This window comes from Streptomyces sp. NPDC001220 (assembly GCF_053597895.1).
Genome location: NZ_JBSFJE010000008.1, coordinates 302971 through 323307, shown reverse-complemented (window position 1 = coordinate 323307; position 20337 = coordinate 302971). Strand labels below are relative to the sequence as shown.

At 70.6% G+C, this 20337-nt stretch carries 18 protein-coding genes and 1 pseudogene; 12 read left to right on the top strand and 7 right to left on the bottom strand.

Going from position 1 to position 20337, the window contains the following annotated elements; all coding sequences use genetic code 11:
* Window positions 1–45 precede the first annotated feature (45 nt).
* From ACWDGI_RS21490 to ACWDGI_RS21475, 4 genes are read left to right on the top strand one after another with little or no spacing between them, the layout of a single operon-like run.
* Window positions 46–528 carry a cupin domain-containing protein gene (locus ACWDGI_RS21490; protein ID WP_450761247.1) on the top strand — a complete coding sequence of 161 codons (483 nt, stop codon included), beginning with the start codon at window positions 46–48 and terminating at the stop codon, window positions 526–528.
* Window positions 525–1424 (top strand): acyl-CoA thioesterase, encoded by a 900-nt coding sequence (locus ACWDGI_RS21485; protein ID WP_450761245.1) that lies wholly within the window; start codon window positions 525–527, stop codon window positions 1422–1424. The genes ACWDGI_RS21490 and ACWDGI_RS21485 overlap by 4 nt, the downstream gene beginning before the upstream one ends.
* Before the next feature lie 45 nt (window positions 1425–1469).
* Window positions 1470–3110, top strand: a complete 1641-nt coding sequence (locus ACWDGI_RS21480) for an AMP-binding protein (protein WP_450761243.1) — start codon at window positions 1470–1472, stop codon at window positions 3108–3110.
* Between the two features lie 11 nt (window positions 3111–3121).
* Window positions 3122–5506, top strand: a complete 2385-nt coding sequence (locus ACWDGI_RS21475; RefSeq protein WP_450761241.1) for a bifunctional salicylyl-CoA 5-hydroxylase/oxidoreductase — start codon at window positions 3122–3124, stop codon at window positions 5504–5506.
* Here the strand turns inward: ACWDGI_RS21475 and ACWDGI_RS21470 are convergent.
* Window positions 5489–5779 carry a DUF3500 domain-containing protein gene (locus ACWDGI_RS21470; protein ID WP_450761239.1) on the bottom strand — a complete coding sequence of 97 codons (291 nt, stop codon included), beginning with the start codon at window positions 5777–5779 and terminating at the stop codon, window positions 5489–5491. The two genes, ACWDGI_RS21475 and ACWDGI_RS21470, sit on opposite strands and share 18 nt — an antisense overlap.
* 1025 nt (window positions 5780–6804) lie before the next feature.
* Here ACWDGI_RS21470 and ACWDGI_RS21465 point away from each other — a divergent pair.
* Complete coding sequence (locus ACWDGI_RS21465; protein WP_450761237.1) at window positions 6805–7314, top strand: transglycosylase SLT domain-containing protein; 510 nt, start codon at window positions 6805–6807, stop codon at window positions 7312–7314.
* On the opposite strand, the gene ACWDGI_RS21460 is transcribed toward ACWDGI_RS21465, so the two are convergent.
* Window positions 7298–7522, bottom strand: a complete 225-nt coding sequence (locus ACWDGI_RS21460) for a hypothetical protein (RefSeq protein WP_450761235.1) — start codon at window positions 7520–7522, stop codon at window positions 7298–7300. The genes ACWDGI_RS21465 and ACWDGI_RS21460 overlap by 17 nt on opposite strands.
* A 102-nt stretch (window positions 7523–7624) precedes the next feature.
* On the opposite strand from ACWDGI_RS21460, the gene ACWDGI_RS21455 reads away from it, so the two are divergent.
* Entirely contained in the window at window positions 7625–7807 is a 183-nt protein-coding gene (locus ACWDGI_RS21455; RefSeq protein WP_450761233.1) for a methyltransferase, read from the top strand.
* Here ACWDGI_RS21455 and ACWDGI_RS21450 read toward each other — a convergent pair.
* Window positions 7804–9258: a purine-cytosine permease family protein gene (locus tag ACWDGI_RS21450; RefSeq protein WP_450761231.1), complete on the bottom strand. Its 1455-nt coding sequence runs from the start codon at window positions 9256–9258 to the stop codon at window positions 7804–7806. The two genes, ACWDGI_RS21455 and ACWDGI_RS21450, sit on opposite strands and share 4 nt — an antisense overlap.
* Window positions 9259–9505: 247 nt before the next feature.
* Between ACWDGI_RS21450 and ACWDGI_RS21445 the strand changes: the two genes are divergently transcribed.
* Window positions 9506–10312, top strand: a complete 807-nt coding sequence (locus tag ACWDGI_RS21445; RefSeq protein ID WP_450761229.1) for a serine hydrolase — start codon at window positions 9506–9508, stop codon at window positions 10310–10312.
* Between the two features lie 194 nt (window positions 10313–10506).
* Entirely contained in the window at window positions 10507–11598 is a 1092-nt protein-coding gene (locus ACWDGI_RS21440) for an AI-2E family transporter (RefSeq protein WP_450761388.1), read from the top strand.
* Between the two features lie 15 nt (window positions 11599–11613).
* On the opposite strand, the gene ACWDGI_RS21435 is transcribed toward ACWDGI_RS21440, so the two are convergent.
* On the bottom strand, window positions 11614–13881 hold the full coding sequence (locus ACWDGI_RS21435; RefSeq protein WP_450761227.1) for a sensor histidine kinase: 2268 nt from the start codon (window positions 13879–13881) through the stop codon (window positions 11614–11616).
* 424 nt (window positions 13882–14305) lie between these two features.
* Here ACWDGI_RS21435 and ACWDGI_RS21430 point away from each other — a divergent pair, with 424 nt between their 5' ends.
* From ACWDGI_RS21430 to ACWDGI_RS21420, 3 genes and pseudogenes are all read left to right on the top strand, one after another.
* A complete protein-coding gene (locus tag ACWDGI_RS21430) occupies window positions 14306–14614 on the top strand; it encodes a hypothetical protein (RefSeq protein WP_450761225.1) in 309 nt (102 codons plus the stop codon).
* Between the two features lie 55 nt (window positions 14615–14669).
* Entirely contained in the window at window positions 14670–15542 is an 873-nt protein-coding gene (locus ACWDGI_RS21425; protein WP_450761223.1) for a methylenetetrahydrofolate reductase, read from the top strand.
* Window positions 15543–15589: 47 nt separating this feature from the next.
* A pseudogene (locus tag ACWDGI_RS21420) lies at window positions 15590–15976 on the top strand (formyltransferase family protein); the annotation flags it as partial.
* 135 nt (window positions 15977–16111) lie between these two features.
* Here the strand turns inward: ACWDGI_RS21420 and ACWDGI_RS21415 are convergent.
* Window positions 16112–16597, bottom strand: a complete 486-nt coding sequence (locus ACWDGI_RS21415) for a DUF5990 family protein (RefSeq protein ID WP_450761221.1) — start codon at window positions 16595–16597, stop codon at window positions 16112–16114.
* 126 nt (window positions 16598–16723) lie between these two features.
* Window positions 16724–18061, bottom strand: a complete 1338-nt coding sequence (locus ACWDGI_RS21410; RefSeq protein WP_450761219.1) for a jacalin-like lectin — start codon at window positions 18059–18061, stop codon at window positions 16724–16726.
* A gap of 499 nt (window positions 18062–18560) precedes the next feature.
* On the opposite strand from ACWDGI_RS21410, the gene ACWDGI_RS21405 reads away from it, so the two are divergent.
* A complete protein-coding gene (locus ACWDGI_RS21405; protein WP_450761217.1) occupies window positions 18561–19220 on the top strand; it encodes a lamin tail domain-containing protein in 660 nt (219 codons plus the stop codon).
* Window positions 19221–19282: 62 nt separating this feature from the next.
* Here ACWDGI_RS21405 and ACWDGI_RS21400 read toward each other — a convergent pair whose 3' ends face one another.
* Complete coding sequence (locus ACWDGI_RS21400) at window positions 19283–20236, bottom strand: ScbA/BarX family gamma-butyrolactone biosynthesis protein (protein WP_450761215.1); 954 nt, start codon at window positions 20234–20236, stop codon at window positions 19283–19285.
* Window positions 20237–20337: the final 101 nt, after the last annotated feature.

Sequence of the window (20337 nt, the reverse complement as noted above, 5' to 3'; positions counted from 1 at the left end):
GACAGGCCGACGATCCCGGCAAGCCCACGGAAACGGAGCCGTTCCATGGAGCCCGACCTCAGCAAGTACCGACTCGAAGGCGACAGCGAGATGTACCGGCTGCCCAGCGGCATCGTCGCGCCCGTCGTCACCCGGGCCGGTCAGGAGGACGTGAACGCCGCCGACTCGGGCGGTGCCGTCCGGGTGTCGGGCGTCAGCGCCCAGCACACCCCGGCGCGCCGCCTCTGGTACGGCAAGGTCAGCAACGAGCCCGGCTACCGCTCGGTCAACCACCACCACGGCGAGGCCGAGACCGGCGGATACGTCCTGTCGGGCCGGGCCCGGATCTACTTCGGCGAGAAGTTCGAGGACTACGTCGACATGGCGGAGGGCGACTGGGTCTTCGTCCCGCCCTTCATGCCGCACGTCGAGTGCAACCTCTCCCGGAGCAAGCCGCTGGTGTGGATGACCACCCGGACCCCGGAGAACATCGTGGTGAACCTGCCCGACGTGGCCGACACCGACCTGCGCGACTGGCTGAACCGATGACCGCCGCCCCGACCTCCGCGATCGTCACCGCGGCCCTCACCCTCAAGCCCGCCGCGCCCGAGCACTTCGACCTCGCCTTCACCGCCACCACGCAGCCCTGCCCCTGGCCCAAGGCCTACGGCGGCGACCTCGTCGCCCAGGCGGCCGCGGCCGCGATGCGCTCGGTGACCGACGGCAAGTCGCTGCACTCGATGCACAGTTACTTCCTGCGCCCGGCCGACATCGGCGCCGAGGTCCGCTACGAGGTGGAGGTGGTGCGCGACGGCCGCGGCTACAGCACCCGCCAGGTACGCGGCTACCAGAACGGCAAGGTGCTCTACGTCTGCCTCGCCAACTTCGCGACGGGGGAGCCGGGCGGCTCCTTCCGTACCGAGTTCGCCGGGGAGATCCCCGCCCCTGAGACGCTGCCCAGCTCGGCCGAGTACCTCGCCGAGCGCACCGGCGGCACCATGACCGCCGAGTCCAAGGCCTACTGGCGCGGCGGCCGCGGCTTCGACATGCGCCACGTCCCCGGCCCCGTCTACCTCACCGTCGAGGGCGAGCGGCTGCCCCACCAGGCGGTCTGGCTAAGGCCGTTCGACGCGCTGCGGCCCGTCGAGGGACTCACCGACGCCCAGCGCGACCTCGCCGCCCTCGCCTACGTCTGCGACTACACGATCCTCGAACCGGTCCTGCGGGTCCTCGGCCTGGCCTGGGCCGACCCCGGCCTGGTCACCGCAAGCCTCGACCACGCCATGTGGTTCCACCGTCCCGCACCGGTGGGCGACTGGCTGCTCTACGCCCAGGAAGCGGTGGCCGCCGACGCGGGCCGCGGCCTCGGCACCGGACGCTTCTTCACCCGCGACCACCGTCACCTGGCCACAGTCGTCCAGGAGGGCATGATCCGCCCTGCCTGACCGCCCGCCGCATTCCACCGGCGGGCTCCCGGAAGGAACCCCACGTTGGCTGTTCCGCTCTCACCGACCTCGCACCTGGACACCTTCGCCCGGGATCATCTGCCGCCCGCCGAACTGTGGCCCACGATCGAGTTCAGCACGCCCGAACTGAGCTACCCGGCCCGCCTCAACGCGGCCACCGAGCTCATCGACGCGGCCGTCGAACGCCACGGCCCCGACCGCCCGGCCCTGCGCACCCCCGCCGGGGAGCTGTGGACGTACGGCGAACTGCGCACCCGCGCCAACCAGGTCGCCCAGGTCCTCACCGAGGACCTCGGCCTGGTGCCCGGCCGGCGCGTCCTGCTGCGCGCGCCCAACACCCCCTGGACGGTGGCCTGCTGGCTCGGCGTCCTGAAGGCCGGCGGGGTGGTGGTCACCACGATGGCCGCCCTGCGCGCCCGCGAGATCATCCCGATCGCCGAACGCACCAAGCCCGCCGTCGCCCTGGTGGACCACCGCTTCACCGACGAGCTCCGCACCGTCCTGCCCGGCCTGACGCTGGTCGAGTACGGCGGCCCCGGCCCCGACGACCTGGTCGCCCGATGCGCCGCCAAGTCCGGCGAGTTCAAGGACGTGGAGACGGCGGCCGACGACGTGGCGCTGCTCGGCCCCACCTCCGGAAGCACCGGCGTCCCCAAGATCACGATGCACTTCCACCGGGACATCCTGTCCATCGACAACACCTTCGGCCGCCACCTCTTGGGGCTGCGCGAGGACGACCTGGTCGCCTGCACCGCGCCGTTCGCCTTCACCTTCGGCCTCGGCATGCTGGTCGTCTTCCCGCTGCGGGCCGGCGCCTGCGCCCTGCTGACCGAGACGGCGACCCCGGCCCAACTCGCCGACCTCGTCGAGAGACACGGGGTCACCGTCCTCGCCACCGCGCCCACCGCCTACAAGGCGATCGTCCGCGACGGCAAGGAAGGGCAGCTGAGCAGCGTCCGGGTCGGCGTGTCGGCGGGCGAGCACATACCGCTCACCACCTGGCAGGAACTGCGGGACCGCATCGGGCTGAAGGTCATCGACGGCATCGGCGCGACCGAGCTGCTGCACATCTTCATCTCCGCCGCGGGCGACGACATCCGGCCCGGCGCCACCGGGCGTCCCGTGCCCGGCTACCGCGCCACCATCCTCGGTCTCGACGGCGAGGAGCTCGGCCCGGGTGAGCCGGGACGGCTCGGCGTCATCGGCCCGGTCGGCTGCCGCTACCTCGACGACAAGCGCCAGCAGGACTACGTCGTCAACGGCTGGAACGTCACCGGCGACATCTTCCACCGCGACGAGGACGGCTACTTCCACTACCACGCCCGCAGCGACAACATGATCGTCTCCTCCGGGTACAACATCGGCGGCCCCGAGGTGGAGGCCGCCATCGACACCCACCCGGACGTCGTCGAGTCGGCGGTGGTGGCGCGCCCCGATCCCGAACGCGGCTCGGTCGTCTGTGCCTTCGTCGTCCTGCGCGAGGGCGTCACCGGGGACCCGGCGAAGGCCAAGGAGATCCAGAACCACGTCAAGCAGGTCCTGGCGCCCTACAAGTACCCGCGTGACGTCCGCTTCCACGACGTCCTGCCGCGCAACACCAGCGGAAAGCTCCAGCGGTTCGCGCTCCGCAAGATCATCGAAGCCGAACAGACCGCTGAGCAGTGAGAGGAACTCCCTTGAAGATCGCGATCATCGGCGGTGGCCCGGGAGGGCTCTACCTCGCGGCGCTGCTGAAGCAGCTGGATCCCGCCCACGAGATCACCGTCTGGGAGCGCAACGCCCCCGACGACACCTTCGGTTTCGGAGTGGTGTTCTCCGACGAGACGCTCGGCGGCATCGAGAACGCCGACACCGTCTTCTCCGAGGCCATGTCCCGCCGCTTCGCCCGCTGGACGGACATCGACATCCACTACCGGGGCGAGAGCCACACCGTCGGCGGCCAGGGCTTCGCCGCCATGAGCCGCAAGGAACTACTGCACCTCCTCCAGGAGCGCTGCCGGGAGCTGGGCGTCACCCTGCACTTCTCGACCCCGGCACCCGAGGTGGCCGAGCTGCGCGCCTCGCACGACCTCGTCGTCGGCGCGGACGGCGTCAACTCGGCCGTCCGGGCGGCCCACGCGGACGCCTTCCGCCCCTCCCTGGACCGGCGGCACAGCAAGTACATGTGGCTCGGCACGGACCGGGTCTTCGAGGCCTTCCAGTTCTTCGTCAAGGAGACCGAGTGGGGGGTCGTGCAGGTCCACGGCTACCCCTACTCCGACACCGGCTCGACCTTCATCGTGGAGATGCACGAGGACGTCTGGCGCCGGGCCGGCTTCGACGTCTCGGAGGACGCCGTGTTCACGCCGGGTGTCTCCGACGAGCAGGCCGTGGCCCGGATCCGGGAGCTGTTCGCCGACGAACTCGGCGGGCACCAGGTGTTCGCCAACAACTCCAAGTGGCTGAACTTCACCACCGTCCGCAACGAGCACTGGCACCACGGCAACCTCGTCCTCATCGGCGACGCCGCCCACACCGCCCACTTCTCCATCGGCTCCGGTACCAAACTGGCCATGGAGGACGCCCTCGCCCTGGCCGCCTGTCTGCACGAACACCCCGACGCGGAAAGCGCGTTGACCGCCTACGAGAGCGAGCGCCGCCCGGTGGTGGAGTCCACCCAGCGAGCCGCGCAGGCCTCCCTGGAGTGGTTCGAGAACATCGGCATGTACGCCGGCCAGGAACCGACCCAGTTCTGCTTCAACCTCCTGACCCGGTCGCGCCGTATCACCTACGACAACCTGCGCACCCGGGACCAGGAGTTCGCCGACCGCGTCGACGCCGCCTTCGCCACGGCGCAGGGACTGCACACCGAAGCGCCCGCGATGTTCCAGCCGTTCCGCATCGGGCGGCTGGAGCTGAAGAACCGGGTGATCGTCTCCCCGATGGACATGTACTCCGCCGTCGACGGCGTGCCCGGTGACTTCCATCTGGTCCATCTGGGGTCGAAGGCGATGGGTGGGGCGGGTCTGGTGATGACGGAGATGGTCTGCGTCTCTCCCGAGGGCCGCATCACCCCCGGATGCACCGGCCTGTGGAACGACGAACAGCTCGGCTCCTGGCAGCGGATCGTCTCCTTCGTCCACGACCGCAGCACCGCCCGCATCGGCCTCCAGCTCGGCCACTCCGGCCGCAAGGGCTCGACCCGCCTGATGTGGGAGGGCATGGACGAACCGCTCCCCGACGGCAACTGGGAGGTCGTGGGCCCGTCCGGACTGCCGTACGGCCCCGGATCGCCCGTCCCCCGCGAACTCACCCGCACCGAACTCGACGCCATCACCTCCGAGTTCGTCGAGGCGGGCCGCCGGGGCGCCGAGGCCGGCTTCGACCTCCTCGAACTCCACTGCGCCCACGGCTACCTGCTCTCCTCCTTCCTCTCGCCCCTCGCCAACCAGCGCACCGACCAGTACGGCGGCTCGCTGCAGAACCGGCTGCGCTATCCCCTGGAGGTCTTCGACGCGGTCCGGTCCGTGTGGCCCGCCGACCGGCCGTTGACCGTGCGGATCTCCGCCACCGACTGGGCCCCCGACGGGAACACCGAGCACGACGCCGTGGAGATCGCCCGCGCCTTCGTCGCGCACGGGGCGGCCGCCATCGACGTCTCCACCGGCCAGGTCACCAAGGACGAGCGCCCCGCCTACGGCCGCTCCTACCAGACCCCCTTCGCCGACCGGATCCGCCACGAGGTGGCCGCGGAGAGCGGCGCGGCCGTGATCGCGGTCGGCGCCATCGCCTCCTACGACGACGTGAACTCGATCCTGCTGGCGGGCCGCGCCGACCTGTGTGCCGTAGGACGCACCCATCTGTACGACCCGCACTGGACCCTGCACGCGGCCGCCGACCAGGACTACCGGGGCCCGGCCGCCGAGTGGCCGGTCCAGTTCGGGGCCGGGCGCCGCAAGCCGCCCACCGCACGCACCGACGCCGTTCGCCCCCGCCTGTCCCTGCTGCGGGCGGATTCGGCGGGGGAGAGCGTTCACCTGCGGTGGAAGCCCCTGCGGGAGGGACTACCGGTGGTGGGGTGACGTCAGGCAGTGCCGGCGGGTCAGCTCCTTGCCGTAGTCGTTGCCGTTGGGCGTGCGGATGACGGACTGGACGTGCATCTGGGTCGGGACGCCCGGGGTGCCGCCGTACGCGCCGCGCAGCGGGCCGGGTGCCTGGCAGTCGACCTCGACCCAGACCACCGGGCTGTGCACCCGGACGCTGTCGGAGAAGGCGTCCGCCTTCATCGACTCGTTGGTCTTGGCGGCCGAGGTGATCGCGACCGCCTGCAGGAAGGCGTTCGCGGCGGAGATCACCGGGGCCGTGTCGACCTTGGGGGAGTGGATCGTGAACAGGTCGTCGATCCGCCTGCCGTCGGTCGTCAGGCCGAAGAACTCCTCGGTCAGTGACTGGTTGCCCGGACCGCCGGCGCCGCCACCGCCCGGGCCACCGCTCGGCGGGGCGCTGGGGGAGGGACCGGCCGAGGCGTCGGCCGTACCCGTGCCGTCGTCGGCGAGCGCCGTCCAGGCCCAGGTCCCGGATCAGGTAGTAGCGCTGGACGAGCACGGTGGCGAGGGCCATCGCCGCGCAGACGGCGGCCAGGGTGACGGCGTGGACGAGGACCGTACGGGCCCGCAGCGAGCGTCCGCGGAGATGGGCCAGGGCGCGGCGGACCGCCGTCATGCCTGGTCGTCCGCCGGTCTGAGGGCGTATCCGGCGCCCCGCACGGTCTACGGCCGGCGGTGCGCAGCGCGCCGTACCCGTCCTGCGCCACGAACGGGCGTCAGCCCGCCGCGGTGACGGCCACCGAGGGCAGCTCGGTCAGCTCGGGTTCGTCGTCGACGATCAGCACTCGGATCGCGTCCGCCGCGAGTGTGAGGGTGTCAGACATGCCCCCGATGCTCTTCCGGCGGGCTGTACGCGAGCTGTGGGGGCGACCCTCTCCGACCCCCCTCCGCCGCCTCCGAACCCCTTCGGGCCACCTCGATGATCATGGCGGACCGCTCGGTTTTCTCCCTCCGATGGGCCCCGGAGGCGTGACGCCACCCATAGGAGCCAGATCACATCCTATCGGAGGTAGTAGACGGGAAACGCCCTGAACGCCATGCAAGCCGCATCAAAAGGTGCATATCGCCGGTTTATACGAAGTTACGTAGTACGTCACATCATTGCGTCCCGGTCCGGGCGCCGCTAACCATTGCTGTCGTCGCCGGGAGACGGGCGATGGACCGAGCGGATCTCCGCCGGGCCCGTCCACTCCCGCCGGTTGTACGGGGCTCCGCCCCACGCCGCCGCACACAGCGGCCGGCGCCGACGCCGTCCCCACCGGAGATTCGCTCACATGACCATGACCACTCGCACCCGCATCGCTCGCCTCCGCACCATCGGCCTCACCGGCCTCGCCACCACCGGCGCCGCGGCGGCAGCCCTCACCCTCATGCCGACGACCGCGCAGGCCGCCGAAGCGACGCAGGCGCACACCTCCACCGCGGTCACGGCCTCCAGCAACAACAGCCACAAGTCCGGCTCCTCGAACAACCTCGACGGCTGGATCAAGCAGTCCCTGCAGATCATGAAGTCCAAGGGCATCCCGGGCAGCTACGAGGGCCTCAAGCGCAACATCATGCGCGAGTCCGGTGGCAACCCCTCCGCCCAGAACAACTGGGACGTCAACGCGCAGAAGGGCACCCCTTCCAAGGGCCTGCTCCAGGTGATCGACCCCACCTTCAACGCGTACCACGTCAACGGCACCGCGCACAGCGTCACCGACCCGGTGGCCAACATCACCGCGGCCGCCAACTACGCCGCCCACCGCTACGGCTCGATCGACAACGTCAACTCCGCGTACTGAGCACGGCGATGACTGACCGGGCCGATGCCGGCCCGTCGTGCCGCAGCAGTAGCGCGTCGGCAAGGGCGTCGGTGAACTCCTCACCGACCGGCCCGGCCGACACCAGCACCCGGTGGCGGAGCGGGCCCGTCAGCAGGTCCGTCTCGGTCTCCGGGTCGAGCCCCGGCGGGCAACCGGCCCGCCGCCACGGCTCGTTCCAGCAGGGCACGGTCGCGCCGGCGCCGCGGCGCCAGGCAACGCGACCTGAACTCCCCGGCGAACTCCGGATCACCTGGACGGCCGGAAGGGCGTGAAGGGCATCTGCCCGCCCGTGCTGAAGCCGCTGGAGCCGCGCCTCGCCCCCGGCACCCTCGTCGTCGGCGACGCCTCCACCCTCGCGAGCGGACGGCCCTGCCTCGACTGCGTACGCGCCCCGGCGAACGGCTGCCGCAGCGGCGGCCTCCCGGTCGAGGACGGCCTGGAAAACAGCCGCCTTGTGACGCGTCTCGGCTAGAAGGGTTCCCGGTGCTCGTGCGCCGCCTGTTCCAGGGCCGCGGCCTCCGCCTCGGCGATGCGGGTCTCCGCCTCGACGTCGATCGATCGGGTCAGCCACCAGTACAGCAGCGCCGAGACCGGCAGTCCGACGAACAGCGAGATGTCGGCGCCGTCGAGGGCCTTGGCGGCGGGGCCGACGAAGAGCGTGCCGACGGAGAAGAACGGGATCATGACCGCGAACCCGACCAGGTACGAGACGATCCCCTGCCAGCCCCAGCGGCCGTAGATGCCGTTCGGCTTGAAGATCTCGGCGATCGCGTAGTGGCCGCGGCGCACCACGTAGTAGTCCATCAGGTTGACCGACGTCCACGGGATGAACAGATAGAGCACCAGCAACAGGAAGTTGTTGAAGTTCGTCAGGAAGTTCGAGGTCGCCGCCAGCGCCCCGATCAGGGAGAGCGCCGCGGTCACGCCGATGGTGATCAGACGCACGCCCAGCGTCGGCCGCACCCGCTTGAACGAGTCGATGGCGCTGATCAGCGTCAGTGAACCGCCGTACATGTTCAGCGCGGTGACCGAGATCAGGCCCAGGGCGGCGAACAGCAGCACGATCGCGCCGAAGCCGTTGAAGACCTTGTCGCCGGCGGCGTTGATCGAGGGGATCGTGTCGAAGCTGTCTCCCGCCCAGGCGGCCAGCAGCGTCCCGAGCACCATCAGCCAGATACCGCCGAGCGCCGAGCCGAAGTACGTCCAGTAGAAAGTCTTGCGGACCGTCACGTCCGGCGGCAGGTACCGGGAGTAGTCCGAGACGTAGATGGCCCAGCTGATCTGGTAGCCGGCGACCACGCCGAACTGGGCCAGGAACGGCGTCCACTTGAAGGCGCCGAGGTCGAAGGAGCCCGGCGGGTAGTGCAGGGTGACCAGGACACCGACGGTGAAGATCCCGAAGATGACGAGGAAGGTGTAGGTCAGGAACCGCTCGGCCTTGTGGATGATGTCGTAGCCCACCAGCGCGATGACGAACGCGACCGCGGTGACCACGATCACCCACAGCTTCACGCCACCGTGGATCGTGGAGTTCAGCGCCTCACCGGCCAGGCTGGTGTTGAACACGTTGAACCCCGCGTACTGCACGTACGCGAACAGCCACACCAGCAGCGCCCCGACATAGCCGAACTGGGGCCGCGACTGGATCATCTGCGGCAGCCCCAGCTGTGGCCCCTGCGCCGAGTGGAAGGCCATGAAGAAGGTGCCGATCACGGTGCCCGCGACGATCGCGAGCAGCGACCAGATCAGATTGCCGCCCTCCGTGATGCTGATCAGCCCCACGGCCAGGGTGGCGATCTGCGCGTTCGACATGAACCACAGCGGTCCCAGATGCCACAGCTTGCCGTGCCGCTCGTCGAGCGGCACATAGTCGATGGACCGGACCTCCAGACCGCTCACCCGCGGTTCCGCCGATGTGCTCATGGCACCTCCCAGGGGTCGGTCCGTCACTCTGGTCACATTCTTCCCCCGGAAAGGCCCGGATGAGGCCTCCGGAATCCGTGTTCCGTCCCCCGGAATCCTCGGAATGCCCGCTTCGTCACGGCCTTGTTGCTCTGCTCACAATTTGCCCGGTACGGCCCTTTTCGTGGCGGTGGTCACGTCGCCGACCGGGCATTTTGTCTATGTTCGCAGTTCTGTGTCCCTCCGACCTGAACTGCCGAGGCCCCGCATGCTCAACCGCCCCCTCGCCGTGGTGGCCACAGTGGTGACCCTTCTGGCCGGCGCCGCACCGGCGGCCCTGGCGGCCGGTGCCGCCTCCGCTTCCGGCTCCACGTTCCGTACGGCCGTGCAGGCACCGGCCGAGGCGCGCGTGACCGCCGCCGTCCTCGACCTGGACGCCGGCGGCCGGGAACCCGTGGTCTACGGCGACGACACGCCGTACGACACGGCGAGCATCGTCAAGGTCGACATTCTCGCCTCGCTGCTGCTCCATGCGCGTGACCACCGGCGCGCCCTCACCGCGCGGGAGAGCGCCCTGGCGCAGGTGATGATCCGCGACAGCGACAACGACGCCGCCAACGCCCTGTGGCACTCCATCGGCGGGGCCCCCGGCCTGGCGTCGGCGAACAAGCGGCTGGGACTGACCTCGACCACGCCCGGCACCGGAGGCCGCTGGGGGCTCACCAGGACCACGGCAGGCGATCAGATACGCCTGCTGAGCGCGGTCTTCGGCGCCGGCCCCACACCGCTCGACTCGGCGTCCCGAAGCCGTATCGGCACCCTGATGACCGAGATCGCCGCCGACCAGTCCTGGGGCGTCTCGGCCGCCGCCGACTCCGGGTGGGCGCTGAAGAACGGCTGGCTGATGCGCACCACCACCGACCTGTGGGACATCAACAGCGTCGGACGCGTCACGGCCGGCGGCCACCACTACCTCGTCGCGGTCCTCTCCAACGGCAACGCGTCCATGCCGGACGGCGTGAAACTGGTCGAACGAGCCGCCCGTACGGCCGTCACCACGACGGCGGCACCCTGACCCCCTTGGCCCAGCACACCCCGCCCGCCGCCCGAATCGCCCCTAACGTGCACTAGAGGTGCCCTTACGCGCACCTGAGGTGACGGAGGCCGGCAACGGGAGGCGCGGTGGCGGGTGCGGGCGGGCCGGCGGCCGGGCGGGGCCCGGCGCGCCGGGCGCGGGGCGCGGGGCAGGCCGTCCGGACCGGCCGTCCGGTGTGGATCCCCAAGCGCACCCGGGATCCGCGTGCCTCCGCCTCCGTCAGCACGGTCGTCGTCCCCGCCCTGCGGATCGCCGCCGCCTACGCCTGGCGGCTCATCGTGCTCGGCATCGTCGTGTACGGCGTCTTCATCGTCCTCGGCCGCTTCCAGCTGATCGCCGTCGCCCTGTTCCTGGGCCTGGTCGTCACCTCGGTGCTGCGCCCGTTCACCGACCTGCTGAGCCGGTGGCTCCCCAGACCCCTGTCGGTGGCCGTGAGCCTGGTCGGCAGCATCTGTGTGTTCCTGGGGCTGCTGGCCCTGGTGGGCAACGCGATCGCCCAGGAGTCGGCGACGCTGGCCGACGAGTTCCGCGGCGGCATCCACCGGATCGAGGTCTGGCTCCAGCGGCCGCCCTTCCGGCTCGGCCCCGGCGCCCTGTCGCATCTCCAGCAGCAGATCGTGAACTACATCCAGGCCAACCGCTCCAACCTGGCCAGCAGGGCGCTCAGCGGCCTGGGCACGCTCGTCGAAGTGGTCGCCGGGGGCGCGCTCGCGCTCTTCTCCTCCGTCTTCTTCATCAACTCCGGCGAACGGCTGTGGGCCTGGACCAGCCGTGAGCTCCTGCCCGCCGGCGCCCGGAGCGCATGGGACCGGGCGGGGCACGCCGCCTGGCGGACGTTCGCCGGGTACACCCGGGGCATCATCATCGTGGCCGCCGTCAACGCCGTACTCGTCGGCATCGCCCTGCTGGTGCTGCGGGTGCCGCTCGCGCTGCCGCTGACCCTGCTGGAGTTCTTCGCCGCGTTCGTCCCGCTGGTCGGCTCGCCGATCGCCCTGGGCGTGGCCACGGTGGTGGCGCTGGCCGGGCGCGGGCCGCTCACCGCCGTCGGCGTCCTCGTGCTCATCGTCGTCATCGGCCAGCTGGAGGGACATGTGCTGCACCCGCTGGTGATGAGCTGGGCGGTGCGCCTGCACCCCCTCGTCGTCGCCGTCTCCGTCATCGCGGGCAGCATCGTCGCGGGGGTGATCGGCGCCGTCGTGGCCGTGCCGTTCGTCTCCGTGGTCTGGGCGGTGGCGCGGGCTCTGCGGCCCGCACGACCGCCCTGATCCGGGCCCCGGGGCTCAGCCGTCCTTGGCGGGGCGGCGGGTGCGCTTGGGTGCCCGGCGGGACCGGCCGGGCGGGGTGGGCGCCTCGGACGGGCCGACGGACCCGGACGGCTCGGACGGGCCGGCGGACCCGGACGGCTCGGCGGGGGAGGGTGCCGGGATGCCGTCGCCCCACGCCTCGTGTGCGCCGAACGGGTCGGCGGGCCCCTCCGCGAGCAGTGCCTCGATGTCGCGGCCGGGCTTGGCACGCGCCTTGACCGCGGCCAGGGTCAGCGTGTCGGCGTCGGACTCGGCGCCGTCCCGCCACAGGACGGTGCCCGGCAGCATCACCAGCGAGGTCGTACCGGTCTCCCCGGCGGCCGGCCGCAGCTGGACGCGGACGCCGTGCCGGTCGGCCAGCCTGCCGACCACGAACAGGCCCATGTGCTGGTAGACGCCGGCGTCGGCGGTCGGCGGGTTCGCCAGCTTGTGGTTGATCAGTGCGAAGTCCTCGGACATCAGGCCGATGCCCTGGTCATGGATCTCGATCATGATCTGGGTGTCGGGCAGCCGGGTCGCCGTGACCCGGACCGTCGAGCGCGGCGAGGAGAACGCGGTGGCGTTCTCCAGCAGCTCGGCCAGCAGATGCACGAGGTCGGTGACGGCACGGCCGTGGATCTGGGTCTCCGGGACGCCCGACAGCTCGATCCGCTCGTACTGCTCCACCTCGGAGGCCGCCGCCCGGATGACGTCCACCAGGGGGAGCGGGTGGTCCCACTGCTGGGTGGGCCGCTCACCGCCGAGCACCAGGAGGTTCTCGCCGTTGCGCCGCACCCGCGTGGCCAGGTGGTCCAGCTTGAACAGGTTCGCCAGCTGCTCGGGGTCGGCCTCGTGCCCCTCCAGTTCGGTGATCAGGGCCAGCTGACGCTCGACCAGCGACTGGTTGCGGCTGGAGAGGTTGGTGAAGACCGTGTTGATGTTGCCGCGCAGCAGGGCCTGTTCGGCGGCGAGCCGGACCGCTTCCCGGTGCACGTGGTCGAAGGCACGGGCCACCTCACCGATCTCGTCGGTGGTGGTGATCGGGATCGGCGTGACCCTGGTGTCCACCTGGCCGGGCACGGCCTGGGACAACTGGGTGATCACGGCCGGCAGCCGCTGCTCGGCGATCTCCATCGCCGAGGCGCTCAGCCGGCGCATGCCCCGGCTCATCGAACGGGCCACCCAGGCCGCGAGCAGCAGCGCCGCGAGGACGGCGCCGAGCGCGAGCGAGCCGTTGGTGATCGCGTTCCGCTTCGCCTCGGCGGCGACACTCCGGGCATCGGCGAGCGCCGTGTCGGTGAGGTGGACCTCGATGCCCCGGCAGGCGTCGAAGGCGAGGGTGGACGCGGCGAAGAACGACGCGGGTGTGATGCCCTCGGCGGCCAGCTGCTCGGTCGGCTTCCCGCCGGCGATCTCGCTGATCATCTTCGCCAGGTTCGGGGGCGCCACGAAGGTCCGCCCGGCCGCCTTGGCCTGCTCGGCCGCCTTCGCGGTCTGCTCCGCACCCTTCTTCTCGGCGTCCGCGAAGGCGGCCCGCAGCCTGGTCATGTCCTGCGCGGTACCGGCGCCCGCGTACTCCTGGAGCGCCACCTGCTCCAGGTAGGCGTACGAGCTGAACGAGCCCAGCTGGGTCGGCAGTTCGCCCTCCGCGAGGGCGGTGCGGTCCTCGACCAGCAGATGCGTGCCGATGGAACGGATCAGGGACTCGGCCGCCTGGGTCAGCGAGATGGCGTAGAGGGTGCGGCCGAAGCTGGCCTGGTTGTTGCTGCCGAAACCCAGTTCGTTGGAGAGCTCCATCAGCGGGTGCTGGACGGCGTGATAGCTCTCCTCGGTCTGCACCCCCGTCAGTCGGGCGGTGAACGCGTCGGCCCGCACCGCGGGCAACTGCTTCTCGCCCGCCCGGACCAGCTCGATGCGCCTGATGAGGCCCGCGGTCCTGGGCGTGCGGGCCACCGCCCGGTCGAACGCCTCGGCGTCCGCGTCGGTCACCTTGCGGGCCGCCGCCACCGCCGGTGCGTTCCGCTCGCCCTCCAGCAGCGGGATGACCGACACGTCCCGTTCGTTGATCGCGTCACTGGCGTAGGCGTTCGCCGCCCGCACCAACTCCGCCACGCGCACCGCGTCGTCGGCGTCCCGCAGGGTGTCGACCGAGTTCTTCACCCGGACACCGCCGAGAGCGAGAGCGACCAGCACAGGGATGAGCAGAATGGCCTGGAGGCGTCTGGCGACGCGCCAGTTGCCGGTCAGAGGTCTGAACTTGGGCAAGGTCGTTCCACTTCACAACAGGGAGGGTGCGCAGGGCCGTTCAGAGCCCGACGTTCTGTGGCCAATTTCTAACACCCAGCGATCGGCTGTGACCGGCTTTTCTGTGAAGCGGTTTCCAGCGAAGTGGTACAAAGCTCAATCAAAACCATCGGTGGTCAACGCATGTACCACCGGGCGGATCCGCCACGCCCCCAGGCCCGCCCGGTGGAGCGGACAGTCAGCGCTTGCCACCGTCGCCGTACACAAGCAAAGGGTGCGGACACCGAACCTCGCCAAGCCGGGAACCCCGCTGCTGGCGTCCGAGCTAGAACGTTTAAGCACTGAATCGATTAAGTGGATCGATTGAGTAGTGGCGAAGGAGCCGCATGACCATTCCCAGCCTCCAGGACGGGATCGACAGGGCCGGTTCGCCGGTCGCCCTGCTGTGGAACCCGGCGCCGAACCGTGGACGCCCGAGGTCGTGGCCCGCGAGTACACGGGCTGGCGGCAGGAACAGGCGGCCTGGCACGACGGTGTCGCGCTGCTCGATCTGTCGCACCCCATGTACGACCTGTGGATCGAGGGCCCGGACGCCACCCGGCTGCTCGCCGAGCACGGCGCCAACGACTTCGAGCGGTTCGCGGTCGGCCAGGCCAAGCAGTACGTGCCGGTGACCCGCGCAGGCCACATCGTCACCGACGGGATCCTGCTGCACCCGGTACCGCCGCGACGCCTGAGGCGGACTCCCGGATGAAACCCCCGACCCTCGATGTTCGAAAATCGGAGCTTCACGTTCGGCAAGGAGCACGATGACCACCCTCGACACGGCCTCGGCTGCGGTGAGCACCGCACTGCTGGAGGACTTCTCCCTGGAGATGACCGGCAAGGACGCCCCCAGCCTGGAGGAGGCCCGCGACACCATCCCGCAGGGCACCCGCATCAACGTCACCTTCCTCGGCAACGAGGACCTGCGGATGCGACTGGACGCGGCGCGCGCGGTCAGGCGCCTCGGCTTCGTGCCGGTGCCGCACTTCTCCGCCCGACGGCTCGGCTCCCGTGCCGACTTCGAGCAGTTCCTCACCGGCCTGCGCACCGACGGCACCAGCGACAACGTCTTCGCCGTCGGCGGCGACCCCGCCCGCCCCGAGGGCCCCTACGCCGACTCGCTGTCACTGATCGAGTCCGGCCTGCTCCAGGAGTACGGCGTCCGGCACGTCGGCATCAGCGGCTACCCGGAGGGCCACCCCGCCATACCCGGTGACGTCCTGTGGTCCGTGCTGCGCGACAAGAGTGCCGCGCTCGCCGCGCAGGGCTTGGACGGCGGCGTCATCACCCAGTTCGGCTTCGACGTCGATCCCGTCCTCGCCTGGGTCGAGCGGGCCCGGGACGAGGGCATCGCGCTGCCGGTCCGTATCGGCGTCCCCGGACCGGCCGGCGTGCGCCGCCTGATGGCCTACGCGGCCCGGTTCGGCGTCGGCACCAGCACCGCCATCGCCAAGAAGTACGGCCTCTCCCTCACCAACCTGATGGGCACCGCGGGCCCGGACAGGTTCCTGCACGCCCTGGCAGACGGTTACGACCCGGGCCGGCACGGCGAGGTGAAGATCCACTTCTATACGTTCGGCGGACTGCGGGCCACCTCCGAATGGATCGCCCGGTTCAGGAAGGACCACCACATATGAGTCCCGCCCAGGAGACCCCGGCCCGCCAGGCGGCGCGAGGAGCCGGACCACACCTGCGGCTGCTCAAGGACAACGTCGACTTCGTCGTCCTCGCCCGCTACATGCAGATCCTCTCCGGCGACTTCATCGCCGAGGCCGGCGTGCCGATCATCAACATCCACCACTCCTTCCTGCCGGCCTTCATCGGCGCCGGGCCGTACGCCAAGGCCAAGGAGCGGGGCGTGAAACTGGTCGGGGCCACCGCCCACCACGTCACCGAGGACCTCGACGAGGGCCCGATCATCGAGAAGGACGTCGTCCGCGTCACCCACGCGCACACCGCGGCCGACCTCACCCGCCGCGGTGCCGACGTGGAACGCGCGGTCCTGTCCCGTGCCGTGCTCTGGCACGCCGAGGACCGGGTGATCCGCGACGGCGACCACACCATCGTCTTCGGCCAGGCGGGCAGCCTCCCTGACACGCGTGAACGACGGCGCGGAACTCGCCCGGCGGATCCGGGAGTACGGGTCGCCTCGGCGTGACCAGCCGGTGCGGGGCGCCCGCTTCCCCCTCGCGACCGCCCGCGCCGACTACCGCGCGGTGCTCGGCTGAGGATCGCTGCCAACGCTCCAGACGACGACCGGCGGTACGACACGCGCGCACCGGGGCATGCCCCGGGCGTCCGTCAGCCCGAGCCTGCCGACCAGCAGCCCGTCCCGTACGGCTGCCTCCGCCACCGCGCCCGGAACGGCGTCGAGCATCAGCTTGGCCCGGCGGAACATCGTGAAGCCGCCGCCGGGGTCCACGGTTCCCCAGGACAGATAGACGAACCGGCCGCCGGGGCCGCCCTGGACGTACGGTCCCCTGAAGTCGATGCCGGTGTCCGAGGCCACCGCGGTGCAGGGCAGGGACCAGGTCGCGAGGACGGCGTCACCCGGCTGAGGGTCGAGCAGTTCGCTAGGACGGTTCCGGCGCTGCACGGCCACATGAATGCCGTGGTACGCGGAGAAAGCGCTGTCCCCGGGTGCCGGGCAGGACCGTCCGGGCAGGTCGGTCGCGTCGATGCGGATGCGCATACCGGCCATCATCGCCGACGCGTCCGCCCGCGGTGTACGGCCGGCCGGCGAACGGTTCGTGCGTCCGCCCGCCTGGTACGGCCGGCCGGCGAACCGTCGGTGCGTCCGCCGGCCGGCCGGGCGCGGTCAGCGCTTGGTGTAGATGAAGCCGACCTTGTCGAGCTCGTCACCGGAGCGGCCGTGGAAGCCGGCGATCTGCCAGCCCGACGGCGCGGTGCGGGTCACGCAGTCCGAGGTCGTCGTACCACCGGCGAGGGTGTTGCCCAGGTTGGTGGTGAACTTGGCGTAGAAGATGCGGGTGGTGTTGTTGTACTTGCCCTCGCACAGGTACGCCGTGGTCACGTACTCGCCGCCGCCCAGCGTCAGCGAGGACGCCGTGCCGCCGGTGCCGCCGTGGGTCAGCGTGGTGCCGTTGCCCAGGGTGATGCCGACCTGGTCGACGCGGGAGCCGGAGCGCAACGAGATGCCGGTGGCGCGGGCGGCGGCCGGGACGCTCGGAAGGTCCTGGTAGTAGTCGCCGTGCGGACCGCCGAACTGGTCGCTGAGCTGGAAGTCCGAGTTCTGCGACCAGGAGAAGCCGACCGTGATCGGGTCGTGGTCGGAGAGCATCAGGCCGTCGGCGTTGAGGAACTTGGCGTGCTCGTTGTTGTACGAGGTCGCGTTCAGCGTGACCAGCTTGCTGCTGCGGTACAGGACCTTGTCGACCACCTCGCAGGTGTTGGGCACGGTGGCCCCGGTCTGGTCGCAGAGCAGGGTGTCGCTGCCCTTGGCAGGCGCGCTGCCGCCACGGATCAGCTGGACCCAGGCGTCGGTCAGCCCGTTGGCGGAGGCGAACTCCGCGATGGTGTCGGCGGTGCGGGTGTAACGGGTGTTGGTGTCACCCATGACCACGACGGCGTTCCCGGCCGAGTGGGTGCTGATGAACGACGTCAGCTGGCTGAGGTTGTCGGCCCGGGAGGCCTCGTCGCCGTCGTTCGTACCCGCGTTGGTGTGCAGGTTGTAGAAGTCGACGTAGACGCCCTCGGCGAGCCGCTCGCGCATGAAGGTGAAGCCCTTGGGGGTCAGGCAGTCACCCGAGTCGAGCTGGCAGGAGTTCCAGCCGACGCGCTCGAAGTCGTCGCCGTCCCAGGCGTAGTCGGAGACGGTGTTGAGCCCGCTGCCTATCCCCGCGCCGCCGCTGGTCGCGGTGCGGTAGGGGTGGGTGTCCGTGGAGTACAGGTACGCGTGGTAGTTGAAGTCCTCCTGGACGTTGACGATGTCGTACGGCGCGATCCGCCGGCCGATCTCGGTGGTGCTGGTGTCGCGCGGCGTGGATGCGCTCGACAGCGACTCCGGAAGCCCGGCGACGTTGTACGTGAGCACGCTGAACGTGCCCGAGCCGGCCGCCGCGGCCGGAGTGGCCGTCGCCGTGAGCCCGCCGAGGGCGGCGACCGCGGCCGCCAGGCAGGCAACGAGTCTGCGCATGGGGGTGTCTCCTACGGGGAGGGGTGCGCTGAGAGAGTGTGGACATGCCAAAAGGCAAGCCAAAACGTAGTGGCAAACGCTTTCTCCCGACCACTGTCGCGGCCGACCAATCGAGGAACTCCTCATGACGGCCAAGAGATCGTCTTCAGGTGGCGGTCCGATCGGCCCCTGACTGTTACTCACTTTCGGGTGAGCGGGCCCAGTTCGCAGGGTGGCCCGTGGTGTCACGGAGGCCCGCCGGCCCGCTGATTGCACGGCTTTTGGACCCCATGTCTGAGCAAATCGGTTCATTCACTTGATAAATGGACGTTACATTCGAGAGTCATAGCAAAGCGATAGATCGGTAATGGGCATGGTGTGTGTCCCACACGTCGGGCCGCCCCGTTGCAATGTGTGACTGCGCGGCCGCCCGGCCGCCGCACCGCACCACATGCCCCTCGCGGACCTCGGCTTCGCGCCGCCCGCGCAGGGGTGTGCCAACCCCGTAAAGGGGGACCTCGTGTCCGAATCCGTCTTCGCGACCGCCCGTCGTCTCGGCTCCGTCACCGCCGTGGCGGCCGCCCTGGTGGGCGCTGTGGCCCTGCCCGCCGCTGCCGCCGCCCCGCACTCCGCGAATCCGTCCCGCGACGCGGTCGTCATCAGCGCCGTCCAGCACGACCTGCAGGGCCGCGCGGTCTTCTCCGGCCGTGCCCTGAACCGGGAGTGGGTGGACGTCACGAACACCACCCGCCGGGACGTGAACCTGAGCGGCTGGACGCTGTCGGACGCCGAAGGTCACAGCTACACCTTCCATCACTACCGGCTGGCCGGCCGTGCCACGGTCCGGGTCCACACCGGGCAGGGCCGGGACACCATGACGGACCTGTACCAGGACCGCCGTAGGTCCGTCTGGAACCACGAGGCCGACACCGCCACCCTGCGCAACGACCACGGTCGCTTTGTCGACTCCGCCTCCTGGGGTCTGCACCACCGCCGTGACGGCGGCGACCGCCACGGCGGTGGTGACCGGCACGTCGGTGGTGACCGGCACGTCGGCGGTGACCGGCACGTCGGGGGTGACCGGCATGTCGGGGGTGACCGGCACATCGGCGGTGACCGCCACGTCGGGGGTGACCGGCACGTCGGTGGTGACCGGCACATCGGCGGCGACCGGCATTGACAGCTCGACGGCCGCTGCCGGGTCCCGAACCGGGGCCCGGCAGCGGCCGTTTCACGGGATCTTCAGCCGACGACGGGACCGTGCACGGTGGAGGTGAAGACGGTCTCGCCGCCCTGCCGGCCGACGACCCGCACGGTCACCGTGCCGTCGCCCCCGCGAGTCACCTCGGTCACGTCCACCCAGCACGGGCTGTCGAGTTCGACGTAGCGGTCGAAGGTCGTGGACGTGCTCGCCGGTATCAGCGCACGCGGTGCCAGGTGGGCGCAGGCGGCCTGGCGGGCACCCTCCAGCAGGACCATGCCGGGCAGATGGTCACCGTCGTGGTCGAACAGGATCGGGTGGGCCAGGTCGGGGGTGAGCAGCCACCGGCCGGGGGCGTCCGTGGGGGTGAGCACCACGTCGGCGGGGGAGGTGCGGCCCACCGCGGACGGCGGCATCGGGTCGGCGGCGACCGCCGGGTCCGCCGAAGTCGCCTGTGTCGCGGGCCGGCTGGCTCGCAGACGCGCGTAGACGGACGGTGTGACGACGGAGTACAGCCCTTCTCCGTGGGCCACGGGCCGGCCGTCCCGGTGCAGCGCGAAGCCTATGCCCATCCGGCGCGCGGACGCCCTGCCGCGCGGGGCGGTGTCCGGGCATGTCACCTCGAGCTCGAAGTCGGTCGGCCGGGAGCCGATGCGCAGTTGCTCCAGATCGGTGTGACAGCTGAGCGACCACAGGACGAAGTGATGCCCGAGCGGTACCCCGTGTTCGGCGTGCGTCACGAACATGCCGGCCTGTCGAAACGTCTCGGCGGCCTGCAGCGGGTCGTGGCTCGAGCCGTCGGCGCTGTTGAAGAAGGTGTGGGCGCGCGGCCACTGTCCGGTGAGGGAGAACCGCAGCCCGTCGTCCTGCGCGGTACAGCCGGAGAGGAACACCTCGGCCAGGGACGCCCGGTGGACGTACTCCTTCGGCACCGTGGTGGTCAGCCGGGGCAGTACGGGCAGACCCACTCCGATCTCACTGGTGGACAGGCTCATCGACAACCCCCCGTCGGAAAGCTCTTCGTTGGCTTGAAGCTCTGTTCGACGCCTATAAGATACGGACCTACCGGTTTTCTCGGGTCGGCCACAAGGTAAAG